Below are 12,170 nucleotides of genomic sequence, written 5' to 3'. Positions count from 1 at the left end.
TAGTAGGCAGGATAAATCCTGCAACTCCCTTTCATCCCCGGACTGAAGTCACGGGGTTTTCAGGGTATTTCCTATAACAACAGGAAATGGTGATTAGCTATGATGGCAAATCTCTCGGGGCGCTGCTATGCGGGCGATCGCGATTTAAGTGCGATCGCCCATTTAATCAATACTTGCGAAGAAGTCGATCGGCTCGATGAAGGCACTTCCATCTCGGAACTACAACAAGAATTTAACGCCCCGTTTTTCAACAAAGACCGCGATATCCGCCTTTGGGAAGATGCGGAGGGAAAATTAATCGGTTTTGCTCAGTTGTCGGTTTCTGAACCGGGTGAAGTAATTGACGGTTGGCTGTGGTTTCGCGTCCACCCAGGTGTGCGCGGAGGCGATGTGGAAGCAGCCGCGATCGCCTGGGGTGAAGTGCGGATGTGCGATGTGTCTGCGGTGCGGGGCGGGCGCGTGAAGCTGCGAACCTACGCTCGCGCTGAGGATTGCGATCGCATTTCTGTGCTGACAAGTAATGGTTTTAAGGTCGATCGCTATTTTTACCGCATGGCGCGATCGCTCTCTGAACCAATCCCAGAACCGCAATTCCCACAAGGTTTTGCCCTCATTCAGTTCCCCGGCGAACAGGATGCGGCAGCTTGGGTAGAAATGTTCAACCAGTCATTTATCGATCACTGGAATCATCACGATTTAACGGTGGATAAATTTAAGCACGAATTAGCTAAACCCGATTACAGAAATGATTTAGATTTGATTGCTGTTGCTGGTGACGGCACATTTGTCAGTTTTTGTTACTGCGAGATTAGTGTGGAAGAGTGCGATCGTACCGGGCGCAATGAAGGCTGGATTGCTTGTCTCGGCACTAGGCGCGGCTTCCGCAAAATGGGATTGGGACGAGCTATGTTGCTGGCGGGTTTGCATCGGCTGAAAGCTGCCGGTGTCGCTACTGCTATTCTCGGCGTTGATGCTGAAAATTCATCAGGTGCATTGCGACTTTACGAATCAGTCGGTTTCCACAATATTCGCGACAGTATTTCCTATGTTAAGGATATTTAATCCATGTTACAGTTCGCGATCGCGCTTTGACCCAAGAAACCGGGTTTTTTAACGAATCTGGGGGTTGCAACGAAATATTTTCCTGAAAAAACCTGGTTTCTCGCCACTCGTGTAAGTTTTATCTAAAAAACTTTTGCTACCCCCTTGACACCTGTGTAGTATATATGTAGTATGTAAATATCGAAAGCGCAGGACAAGCAAAAACCTGTATTTTCCGTGCAAATTCTGAACCTTGACAACTAAATATTGCTCAAAATTTCAAGGAACATCAATTTGAAAGTCTTGCAATACAGACTCGATTGTCATGTTGTTACTTTTCACCAGACTGTTCGCTTACAAACTGACTCGCTCAAAGCCAGAGATGGTACTGAATAAGTCTAATTTTAACGAATTTAACGCGGATTCAGAACAGACAAACTCTGCCCGATTTCAATCCACCAAAAAGGCTGAGGAAATCCGCAAAATCAAACAAGCTTATCATTTAGAACGGCGCTTATTTTAGTAAAGATTATCACATTTCGTGAATCTTTACCGATACAGGCAATTTGCCAGCGTCTCACAAAAAGCCAAAGTCGAGAGCAGATAAGCTACCAATCCCAAATCCAAAATTGCTCTAGGAGGTATCGGTAATGGTTCACATTCGTTTTGAAGGACGTTCCTACGACTTGGCAGAAAACCAAGTGGGTATCGCGGCAGGAATGAGCGACAAGGCTATTAAGGAACGTCTGGCCAACCATTTTGATGTCAAGGGCGATCGCTTCGAGTCTTACGTTATCGATCGCCGTCCCAGCGGCGATTTAATTGTCCGTCCAGAAGCCGTTTACGGCTAAGAATTAACTTTTATTCCGCGCCCCAATTCGAGAAGCCTACACACATTAGGGTTCTAGTTCTGAAAAGATTGCGGGTTCGAGTCCCGCTGAAGGCTTCGGCCTTTATGGTGGAATGGCAAACACGCTAGAAGTTGTCAAAAGCTTTTCAAACTTGCGCGGGATCAAAAAATCATCAGTTGTCGGAGGCGCACCCCAACTAAAGAAGCTTACAAACTGGAAACGTTCGACTTAAAATCGAATCGTAGGTTCGATTCCTACTCGCCGCGAGGCCTAAAAAACAAAGCTTCTCTGACTTGTGCGCCGCCTTTTATAGCTGAATTTTTTATATCTATCGGGCGCTTAAAAGTTCCACTTCGCGCCCTAATGAAGGAAGCTTACATACTAGCTCTTGGTAGAGCATTTCTCTTAAAAAGAAAAGGTCGCGGGTTCAACTCCTGCGTATGTGCCAACGGCTTTCTTAACTTGCGCGAAGTGACTTTTAATGATATAAAGCTTTGTGGTTAATTCAGGCTAATAATTAAGGAATTCTGTGTGTATTAAAGACTTCCGTCGTTAAAAATAAATGGTATTAGCCATGAAAAAAAGACTGGCAATTTACCGATCGCCCAACGAGATAGATACCCTCCTCCACGCCTTCCAAGAATGCAGCCTTCCGCGCAGCGAGTGGACGCACGAAGCGCATTTAACGGTTGCTCTGTGGTATCTGTTTTATGACTCGGAGTCAGAGGCGATCAATGCGATTCGCAATGGGATTAAACGTTACAACTCGGTTCAAGGAATTGAAATCACACAAAACAGCGGGTATCACGAAACGCTAACGCTGTTTTGGGTGCGAACTGTTCGCCGATATCTCGCCGATGAAAGCCACAATTGCTCGATCGTACATCTGGCTAACGGTTTGATTGCAAAATACGCCGATTCCCTACGGGATAGCTCCGCTTCACGCACTTTACCATTTCGCTATTACACGCGCGATCGCCTGATGTCCTGGGAAGCTCGGATTAATTGGGTTGAACCGGATTTGAGAGCGATCGAACTCAAACAAGTTTCCCTGAAATAATTTTAAAATAGCAGTTGTTGCCGCGCCCCAATTCGGAGAGCTTACATACCAACCCTATCCAGGTTATAAAAAAAAGCTCTCCAAACTTGCGCGGTGACTATTATATTCATTGCCAAGCGTGCAACAACTGCTACCCGCTGATTTTTGGATACTCCTTACAATAATCCAAAATCGAAAATCGAAAATCGAAATAGGAGGTAGCACCAATGAATTTATTAGAGCGCGATTTACGTTTAGAAATGCTCAACAGCCTGCTCACCACTCCTCACCGTCAACTGGAAAAGGTGGCAGAAATCCACAAGTTAATTGTCGAATTAGACCCGATTTTTTACGGTCATTTAGCGGTGTGGTATCAGCGTCAAGGCGACGTGCGCGACCACAAGGAAGTTTTTGTCGGAAATTTGCTGACTTCGGCGCTGACGGAACACCGGGATGCCGGGTTTATGATGCTGCAAGAGTTCCCTCCCTACGAGGTTTCGCGGATTGTGGACTTTATGAAGCGGCACCAGAATAAGGTGCCTCGGAGTGCGCGCACTGCTGTCACTCGCTATCTGAAATCGCGGGAGAAGAATGCACAGTTTTTCGATCGCGCCGCCATCCGCAACCGCAAGGCGATGAAGCATTTGTACGCAACGCTGCACGTCAAGCCGAGCGATCGGGCTAATGCTATCCTGTTTAAAGACAATCCGCCGGAAGACTCTCTAGCATTCGTTTTGAAGCAGTTGGCAAAGGCGGCGACGCCTGCGGAACAAGCGAATTTGATTGTTGAGTACAAGATTCCGTATACGATCGCAGTTGGTGCGATCAAACAGCTAACGCCAACAGTTTTGGCCGCGCTGATTAACTCGATGTCGCCGCAGGAAGTTATCAACAATTTGAAATCGATTCAGTCGCGCGGCGCGATGGATCACGCGGAAGTCAAGCAGTTGATTGATTCCAAGCTGGATGAAGCGGCAAAGAGCTCGCGCGTTTCTGCTTACAAAGCGAGTGTTGCGGGCGCGGGCGCGAACTTCGACGCAGCAACCGCGGCGAAGCTGGAAGCGGTGACAAACGAACAGGTGAAGAAGCGCGGCAAGATTGCGAAAGCCACTGGTTTGTTGATTGACAAGTCGGGTTCAATGGAAAGTGCGATCGAAGTCGGGAAGCGTCTCGCTGCCTTAATTTCCGGCATTTCCGACGCGGCACTTTTCGTCTACGCCTTTGACACGATGCCGTATCCAGTGCAAGCAAACGGCAGCGAATTGACAGACTGGGAACGCGCTTTCAAGCACATTCGCGCTGGCGGCGGCACAAGTTGCGGTTGCGCGGTGGAAGCAATGCGAATTAAGAAGCAGGTTGTCGAGCAATTCATTATGGTAACAGATGAAGGCGAAAACGCTGCACCTTATTTGGTTGATGCTTATCAGAATTACTGCCGCAGTTTGGGGGTAATTCCTAATGTGGTGATTGTGCGAGTTGGCGCTTACTGCGATTATGTGGAAAAGCAATTAAAGGACAAACAAGTGTCGGTAGAAACCTTTACGTTTGCCGGCGATTACTACTCCTTGCCGAATTTAGTGCCGATGTTGTCTCGTCCTTCGCGGCTGGAGTTGTTGATGGAAATTCTGGACACGTCGCTGCCTGTGAGAGATGATAAGTAAATTGTAGGGTGCGCGCTGCGACCTTATTTCTTAGTCTCAAGCGGCTGTAATATCAAGTTGGAGCGCTCAGTTACGATCTAATTCCCGGTATTGTAGATACTGTCTTGATCTGTCAAGGGGTAGCGAGCAAATAAGTTGGATCGAAAGGCTTTTGGGACTTTAAAATCCCAAAAGCCAAATGCACCAGTTTCCTCATCAGAGCACCAATCACCTGCATCTTGACCTTTCCACGACCCAACAATCGCTCACTCACGGCTTTGAGCAAAGGATTACAACGCATTGCCACCACCGCAGGCATATACAATGCCTTTCGTAGCCGGACATTACCAGTACATGACAAACGAGTTTTGCCACGCACAGAAGTTCCTGAACTACGCTCACAGGGAGTTAAACCTGCATAAGCGGCTAATTGGCGGGCATTTTTGTAATCTTCAATCCGACCAACTTCAGCTAACAATACAGCAGCCGTCTGTTCTCCAATACCTGGAATCGAAGTCAACAGCTCACGCTGCTGTTTTAAATGTGGATGTTGGTCAAAATGATCGCTAATCATTTTTTTGATTTCGGCTTGTTGTTCTTTGATGTAATCCAAATGAGCTCTCGTAAGTTTAGCCACAGTTGCTGTAGCTGTTTCCAAACGATTTTCTTCCTGTTGATACATAAGAGTCAAAGATTCTAGTCGTCGCAATAAAGCTTGTAATTCCTTGACTTCGATCGGGGTTGGCTTCCAAAGTGACGGTTTAATAGCCGCACAAAAACGAGCAATCAATGCTGCATCTACCGAGTCAGTTTTGGTACGCAAAAGTTCGCTTTTAGCAAACCCTTTAATCCGAGCCGGATTAACCACACTCACCTGATAGCCTGCTTCATACAGAAATTCAGCTAGGGCATCTCCGTAAATGCTGGTGGCTTCCATGCAAGCATGAAGTTTTTCGACACCTTGCTTTTTGAGCCACTGATTTAAGCTCTCAAACCCTGCGGTATTATTAGTGAATTTTTTGGGTTTTGAGCCACGCTCTTCTTTCAGTAAAACGACATGAAAGTCTTTTTTACTGATATCTATGCCTAAAAATGTGGGTGTCATTGTTTGCTCCGATCTCCCTATTTGTATGAAAGAACATGACAGGCAATTTAACTAACCTTATAAATGCAGGCTGTCCCGTGAAAACGAGCGCCTAAGATACTGTCCAGTTTTTTTTGTATGCGCCTGTCATCAGTAATGGGAGCTTATCTACACAGCAGACTTGTTTTAGTCTAAGGGGCGGGCCAACTTCACCGATTTCTGATGTCCGATCACAACACTTTGTACTGTCACCTGTACCTATAGGCAAGAAACTTTAATGGTTTCTTTATCTTTACTCGTGTTACGATTCAATTACAACCGTGTCTGCGGTTCGATTACAACCGTGTCTGCGGTTCGACAGCCTGCGGTCTGCGGTTTGATAGCTTGTCTATTTCAAGATACAAGGGGCGGGTTCACAGACAATAATTGCCGATAATCGACAATCTCGTAAACCCGCCCCCACCCAACGGTAAATCGCAATCTACTTATATAGCTACAATTGGCACGAAGCTGAAGGACAACACACTATGAAACTAGCTGAAGCTTTAATTTTAAGAGCTGACTGTCAAAAAAGAATGGAACAACTGCGAGCCAGATTGACAAGAAGTGCTAAAGTACAAGAAGGAGAAGAACCTCCAGAAAATCCCCAAGCACTGATTAGCGAAGTAGATGCAGGGGTGCAAGAACTGGAAGACTTAATTAAGAAAATTAACAAGACTAATTCGCTGACAACTCTGGAAGATGGAGTGAGTTTATCGGATGCTTTAGCCAAGAGAGATGTTCTCGCGCTTAAGCGCGGCATCTACAAGTCTTTAGTTGACGAAACTGCTGTTAGGCAAGACCGCTATACTCGATCGGAAGTCAAATTTTTTAGTACCATCGACGTTGGTGAACTGCAAACGCAAATGGATCGAATGTCTAGACAGTATCGGGAGTTAGATACTAAAATACAGCAAGCAAACTGGAATACTGAACTTATCGATTGAGCAAGTTGGTAGCCAATGCAATAGAAGCGAGCACAAACCCAGCCAATTGGGTTAAATTGGCATCAGCCGCTTAGCGGCTGAGTGAATGAGGGGTCATTCTAAAACCTCACAAATTAAGCCCAGTATTGTTACAAGCGTACAGGGCATTGTTAAAGTTACTACCGCGTGCAGGTCTATTGATATTGGTGAGGGTGGGTTAGGGGTTTCTTGCTCAATTGCAAAAAGTATGGGGAATTATAGTATAATGTCAACTCAAATGACATCTGCTGAGGCTAAAACTAATTTAGATAAAATTTGCGATCGCGCTGTTGAAACTGGGGAAGTAATAGTTATTACTAGACCTAACGACAAAAATGCGGTTTTGATTTCTGAGGCAGAATTAGAAAGTTTGCTAGAAACGCTTTACTTACTGCGATCGCCTGCTAATGCAACTCGCTTGTTAACGGCACTGAAGCGAGCTAAATCAAGAGTCATTCAACCTCAGACACTCGATGAAATTTGCAAAAAATTTGGGATTAATGAAGAGGATGATAGTGAAAATGAGCTAGCGATCGCCAGTTAAACCATTGATGACAGAATCACAATCTTCTACTATACTCTAAACTTGGGAGGAGCGGTTGGTGACTTCAATATTAATTAAAGATTTAGCAACCCAATTAGAGCTTTTAACCGAAGATCCCGTGGAAAGATTTATTACCAGCGGGGTAAGTTGGCAACAGTATGAACAACTACTGACTCAACTCGGAGATAGTCCTTGGTATCGGGTTACTTATTTAGAAGAAGTCCTGGAAATTATGTCCCCCAGTCGCCGTCACGATCGAGATAAAACCAATATTGGGATGCTGCTAGAAGCGTATTTTCAAGAAACACGCACTCGGTTTTGGGGATTGGGCTCAACAACATTTCGCATCCAAGCAAAAAAGGGCGGTACAGAACCGGATGAGTGCTATTGTATAGGCACAGAAAAAGAGTTTCCCGATTTGGCGATCGAGGTGGTACTCAGCAGTGGCGGCCTGGATAAGCTAGCTGTTTACAAAAAGCTCGGAATCACAGAGGTTTGGTTCTGGAAAAATCGTCGCTTTGAGGTTTATCATCTGCGGGGAGAGGAATATGAAACAATCCAGGAAAGCGAGTTGTTGCCCAATTTAGATTTATCATTGCTGGCGGAGTATGTACAACGCCCCGATCCTCTTGAGGCGGTGTTGGAGTTTCGGGAAAGAGTTAGAGAAAATTTAGGGGGAAGTTGAGATTTAATATCGCACTTTACTCCCAAACATCTCCCTCAATATCCTCAAGCGACAACTTTCTCCCTATTTTCAATTCTTCTCTAGTTTGCTGGATAATTTCTAGTAATTCTGGATTAGCGATGGATGACACTAATTTTGAATCCGCCGCAGCCAAAGCCGCGCGCAACTTTTCCGAAGTGAGTGCGGGATATTTCTCTAACACCTGCTGTTGTGTCCATCCCGCAGCAAAGAGCCCCAGCAAAAATTCTACAGACAATCGAGTTTCTGGCGCTGCTGGTTGATTTGTGGAAGCTTTCGGGTTTGGATGAATGAGCTTTCGCCAGTCCATTGTTTTACTTAAACGATTGGGAAGATTCCGCCGATTATACTGTATTTGGGCACAGTACAAACACGGATCTCGTTGACTGACGTTGTAACACGATACCGCAGGTCATGCCATTTTAGATTTCAGATTTTAGATTTTAGATTGGGAATCACTGATGACTTAAGGGTTTGGAGTTTGGCTAGAGTCCCATTTTTTTTGAGCTGGTGTCATTTCCCGATTTTGCGATTAAATTGTTATTACGATCGCAGTACAGCATTTTCTTATAGACTAGAGTGATGGGGTAGCGACGGGGCGATCGCCTTTTTTCATTTTGTCCGTTTCAATACCAAACCGCGTTAGCGAAGCCAACGAAGAGGATCGCACTAAATCTCAACCCACTGTGCAATCCACTGTCCAAACACTTTAACATCTTAAAACTATGGGAAAAAAGTCGAAAGCCAAAAAATCCCAGGTCAAAAAATCCAGTTTGCTCTGCCAGCGACTGCAAGAAGCTCTCGATCGAGGCAGTAAAGTTTGGATTAAAACAAATAATAGCAGTTTCGGCGGCATCCCGATTAATTTGTTCGGGGAGTTTGCGGAACTTTTGGTGATAGTTCCCCCTAACGAACAGGCGGAACATATCGATGCTTACGGACAAGTTACGTGGCTGATTAGACTCTCTGATATTATTGCACTCGCTTATCCAACTGAATACTGGTCTAAAGATAGATTAGAAAGTTTGCTGCCACCGGATGCAGTTACTTCCGAAGTAGGAGATTCACTGTAAGGTGCGCAATGCGCACCCAACTTTTAGCGGAGTTGTATTTGGTAAGGTGCGCCATGCGCACCCTACATTTCCTATTTTCTAAGCTGTTTTACGAACGAAAATATCCACCGCTTGGCTCAAATTTTATCACTTTAATTAGTTGTTGCAAGCTGAAAGCTGGACTTTACAGTTGCCGCCATCTAGTTCGCTGCAACCGGCGAGAGCTTGAGCTTCTGCTGCTGCTTTATCGTCGCCCCAGCCCGCACCTGCTCCTCCTTTGCCTACTGCGATCGCTCCACAATTATTGCTATTAGATGTCAGCGGTTCGCAGTCGTTAGCACCTTCGCTTTTTCCATTGCAGACTGTTACTGCTGCGTTTAATGCTTCTTTCTCTGTAGCATAATCCCAACTAATACCAGTGGCGTCAGAAGTCGGAGAATAAGCAGTAGCTCCATAGGTGTTCTGAACTTTAGCTACCTCGGTTGAGCCAAAAATAGGAAGTGTCAGAACTGTCACTACAACCAACTTATAAAAGAGCTTTTGCAGCATATTTACTGGAGATATCTACAAGATTAAAATAGGATGACCGCTCAATATTATATTAGGATATTTATTCGTGTCAATAAGTTTACAAAACTTTATCAAAGCTTAAATTAAAAGTGCGTTCGGTAAAAAATAGTAAGATTACGGAGGTCAATTCAGTGGCAGATATCCGCAAAATCCTCAGCCAACTCGCGGCCCAAGAAGAGCAACTGCTCGATACCCAATTCCTGGCACCTTGCGTGCGGGGGGGAAGGGTGCGGACAAGGATAGGTGGCATGACTTATCTGTTTCAACCGCAACCGGAAAACTTTGAAGGATGGGCTATTTTTGGGCCAGTAAATGAGAAAATTGCTGCTGTAATTGAGGAGCCGAGTTTGCCGCAAATGGCAGAGTATTTGCAACTGCTCGTACCCATTCGCTTGCAGTTGGCTTGCGTGCTGCAAGGGCAAACTTGGCTGGCTTATCCTGTGAACGAATCTGACGCTAAACAGCGCACTGGTGTTGCCAAACCCGTACCAGTGCATTTAGTAACTGAAGGTTCGCAGTTCGAGGCGATTGTTGCGCGGTGGGACGGTCATTGTTTGTGGTTTGAAGAGATTGACAGGCGCGCCGATCCGCTGCCGTCTGAGAAGTTAAAAGCAGCTTTTAAAAAGTTGATTTTGCCTCAAGAAGTTCGCTTTAAAGGGATGACACCGGAAATGCGAACTGTTTATGAGTTGGTGTCGCGAAATATTAAAGATTTCGATCCGAAACTGCTGGAAGAACAGCGCTTGCAGCGGGCGTTGAAAATGGGTGGCGGTGAATTGCGGGATTTTTGCGATCGCGAAAATTATTGGCTGGTTGAATGGACTAGCGGAACGGGAGAACACCACACTTCTGCGATCGCCAAAAATGACTTGACAGTTATGAGTGCTGGCATTTGTCTCAGCGGATTGGACAAAGATTTCGACTTGCATTCATTGGTTGGAGTAGTCGAAAATCGATAAGTTTTACAGCATTTAATCTGTACCTTTGGGGCAGGCTAGAAGCCCACCCCACAAGAGTTTAAATAAAAATAAGTGTACAAATTAAATCCGCAACAACTTAATTCAGGACTTACGATGAGTATATTTTTTCACGAACAACTTTACAGAAGTGCCGCAGTGATGTCGCAGATCAAAAATTTCCCGGTAACGGTGTGCGGCGCGGGCGCTTTGGGTGCGAATATTACAGAAAGTCTGGCGCGATCGGGCTTTTGTCATTTAAAAGTAATCGATCGCGATCGCATCGAGGAACGCAACCTTTCCACTCAACCCTATTATCGATCGGATATCGGCGCATTCAAAGCCAAAATTCTCGCCAACAACCTCTACCGCTCTTTGGGAGTCAGCATTGACGCGCACTCAAAAGAATTGACACCCGCAAATGTCGATCGACTGCTAGCCAACAGCGCCGTTGCGATCGATACTTTTGATAACAGTGTCGGGCGACAAGCAGTCAAGGATTACTGTGCGAGTGCCTCCCTTCCCTGCGTGCACGTCGGATTGGCGGCAGATTACTCCGAAATAATTTGGAACCAACACTATCGGGTTCCTTCAGCCGCGAATGATGACGTTTGCGATTACCCGCTGGCGCGAAACTTGGTAATGCTGACGGTTGCAGTTGCTTGCGAAGTAATTGTTACCTTTGCTGCTAACAAAGAGCAACAAAATTTAACTTGTACGATCGGAGATTTTGCAGTAAAGCCACTTATATTGTAGAATGTCGGTTGACTGTTGCCAGAAACCCGGTCGAGATTGGATACGTCCATCCCAGAAACTCGGTTTCTCACTCTCTAAAGAGATCGTCAAACCTACAACATACGTTTGAGAAAATTAACAGGGAAACTATGTCCGAACAAGTTTGTACTGGTACTATTTCACTAGAATGCAAGCCAAAACCCCCCCCTCCCCCGCCTCCGCCTCCGCCTAAGCCTAAGCCTCCGCAGTCGCCTTTTTTGATTTTAATAGCAGTTCTACTTCTATTGATTTTGACTGGCATCGGTGGCGGAGCATATACTTCTTCATCAAATGACGAAATTTGCGCGCCGCACGATGATTGCAACGAACCAGAAAGGAGACCCCACCGACCGCATAGAAGGATTTTAAAACATGGTTCGAGAGGCGAAGATGTCAAGAGACTGCAAAAAGTGCTGATTGCTCGCGGTTTCTGTCAGAAAATTTGTGTGCCTGACGGCGTATTCGGAGCGACAACTCAAAAAGCTGTGAAGCGATTTCAGCGACAAGCTAACCTGCGTGCGGATGGAGTTGTGGGACGGGAAACTTGGGACAGAATCTTTGCTTCTTCTTAGCTTTAAATACTGCTTGCAGTTGTGCTGTGACTCGCTCTTTGTGCAACTGCAAACAGGGAAATCCTCGCTTGCAATATCTGGACTTTAGTCCTTCTTTATTCGCTCGCCAAAATTCGGAGGACTGAAGTCCGCACGATGTAACTTACTAAGGATCGAAAATTTAATAACTTAAACACGTTCTACACCTACAGTCCTATCTCTTGTAAGCTGGGAGTTAAGAACCATCGTCAGTCGATTTTAGATTTTAGATTTTAGATTGACTCCACAGATGAATCGGGGAGTTTGAACTTTAAATCTAAAATTTTTGGATAATCCACGACTTGAGTCGGGAAGATGATAC

The 12,170-nt window shown here is 45.5% G+C and carries 14 protein-coding genes and 1 tRNA gene; 12 read left to right on the top strand and 3 right to left on the bottom strand.

All coding sequences use genetic code 11. The annotated features are described in order from the left end of the window. Window positions 1–99 precede the first annotated feature (99 nt). From QUB70_RS20860 to QUB70_RS20840, 5 genes are all read left to right on the top strand, one after another. A complete protein-coding gene (locus tag QUB70_RS20860; RefSeq protein WP_332983169.1) occupies window positions 100–1,062 on the top strand; it encodes a GNAT family N-acetyltransferase in 963 nt (320 codons plus the stop codon). A gap of 629 nt (window positions 1,063–1,691) precedes the next feature. Next, window positions 1,692–1,892, top strand: coding sequence for a hypothetical protein (locus tag QUB70_RS20855; protein ID WP_332983168.1), 201 nt, complete (start codon window positions 1,692–1,694; stop codon window positions 1,890–1,892). Between the two features lie 376 nt (window positions 1,893–2,268). Continuing rightward, window positions 2,269–2,340, top strand: a tRNA-Leu gene (locus QUB70_RS20850). Between the two features lie 126 nt (window positions 2,341–2,466). Next, on the top strand, window positions 2,467–2,952 hold the full coding sequence (locus QUB70_RS20845) for a hypothetical protein (protein WP_332983167.1): 486 nt from the start codon (window positions 2,467–2,469) through the stop codon (window positions 2,950–2,952). Window positions 2,953–3,158: 206 nt separating this feature from the next. Continuing rightward, the gene (locus tag QUB70_RS20840; RefSeq protein WP_332983166.1) at window positions 3,159–4,592 is read left to right on the top strand and encodes a hypothetical protein; all 1,434 of its coding nucleotides are present in this window, start codon (window positions 3,159–3,161) and stop codon (window positions 4,590–4,592) included. Between the two features lie 112 nt (window positions 4,593–4,704). On the opposite strand, the gene QUB70_RS20835 is transcribed toward QUB70_RS20840, so the two are convergent. Further along, complete coding sequence (locus tag QUB70_RS20835) at window positions 4,705–5,676, bottom strand: IS110 family transposase (RefSeq protein ID WP_332983165.1); 972 nt, start codon at window positions 5,674–5,676, stop codon at window positions 4,705–4,707. A 506-nt stretch (window positions 5,677–6,182) separates the two neighbouring features. Here QUB70_RS20835 and QUB70_RS20830 point away from each other — a divergent pair. The 3 genes from QUB70_RS20830 to QUB70_RS20820 all read left to right on the top strand — a co-directional run bounded on the left by QUB70_RS20830 (window position 6,183) and on the right by QUB70_RS20820 (window position 7,888). After that, entirely contained in the window at window positions 6,183–6,641 is a 459-nt protein-coding gene (locus QUB70_RS20830; RefSeq protein ID WP_332983164.1) for a DIP1984 family protein, read from the top strand. Window positions 6,642–6,885: 244 nt separating this feature from the next. Beyond that, window positions 6,886–7,203: a type II toxin-antitoxin system Phd/YefM family antitoxin gene (locus QUB70_RS20825; RefSeq protein ID WP_332983163.1), complete on the top strand. Its 318-nt coding sequence runs from the start codon at window positions 6,886–6,888 to the stop codon at window positions 7,201–7,203. A 58-nt stretch (window positions 7,204–7,261) separates the two neighbouring features. Continuing rightward, window positions 7,262–7,888 (top strand): Uma2 family endonuclease, encoded by a 627-nt coding sequence (locus tag QUB70_RS20820; RefSeq protein ID WP_332983162.1) that lies wholly within the window; start codon window positions 7,262–7,264, stop codon window positions 7,886–7,888. 16 nt (window positions 7,889–7,904) lie between these two features. Here QUB70_RS20820 and QUB70_RS20815 read toward each other — a convergent pair whose 3' ends face one another. Then, window positions 7,905–8,216 carry a DUF433 domain-containing protein gene (locus tag QUB70_RS20815; RefSeq protein ID WP_332983161.1) on the bottom strand — a complete coding sequence of 104 codons (312 nt, stop codon included), beginning with the start codon at window positions 8,214–8,216 and terminating at the stop codon, window positions 7,905–7,907. Window positions 8,217–8,631: 415 nt separating this feature from the next. Here QUB70_RS20815 and QUB70_RS20810 point away from each other — a divergent pair, with 415 nt between their 5' ends. After that, complete coding sequence (locus QUB70_RS20810; protein WP_332983160.1) at window positions 8,632–8,979, top strand: hypothetical protein; 348 nt, start codon at window positions 8,632–8,634, stop codon at window positions 8,977–8,979. A gap of 135 nt (window positions 8,980–9,114) precedes the next feature. Here QUB70_RS20810 and QUB70_RS20805 read toward each other — a convergent pair whose 3' ends face one another. Next, window positions 9,115–9,507 carry a DUF4189 domain-containing protein gene (locus QUB70_RS20805; protein WP_332983159.1) on the bottom strand — a complete coding sequence of 131 codons (393 nt, stop codon included), beginning with the start codon at window positions 9,505–9,507 and terminating at the stop codon, window positions 9,115–9,117. A gap of 152 nt (window positions 9,508–9,659) precedes the next feature. Here QUB70_RS20805 and QUB70_RS20800 point away from each other — a divergent pair, with 152 nt between their 5' ends. From QUB70_RS20800 to QUB70_RS20790, 3 genes are all read left to right on the top strand, one after another. Beyond that, window positions 9,660–10,487 (top strand): hypothetical protein, encoded by an 828-nt coding sequence (locus tag QUB70_RS20800; RefSeq protein ID WP_332983158.1) that lies wholly within the window; start codon window positions 9,660–9,662, stop codon window positions 10,485–10,487. A gap of 114 nt (window positions 10,488–10,601) precedes the next feature. Then, window positions 10,602–11,240 carry a ThiF family adenylyltransferase gene (locus tag QUB70_RS20795; RefSeq protein WP_332983157.1) on the top strand — a complete coding sequence of 213 codons (639 nt, stop codon included), beginning with the start codon at window positions 10,602–10,604 and terminating at the stop codon, window positions 11,238–11,240. Between the two features lie 128 nt (window positions 11,241–11,368). Next, a complete protein-coding gene (locus tag QUB70_RS20790; protein WP_332983156.1) occupies window positions 11,369–11,830 on the top strand; it encodes a peptidoglycan-binding domain-containing protein in 462 nt (153 codons plus the stop codon). Window positions 11,831–12,170 lie beyond the last annotated feature (340 nt).

It is taken from the genome of Microcoleus sp. A003_D6 (assembly GCF_036702825.1).
Classification (GTDB): Bacteria; Cyanobacteriota; Cyanobacteriia; order Cyanobacteriales; family Microcoleaceae; genus Microcoleus.
This window is presented reverse-complemented; position numbering and strand designations above follow the sequence as displayed.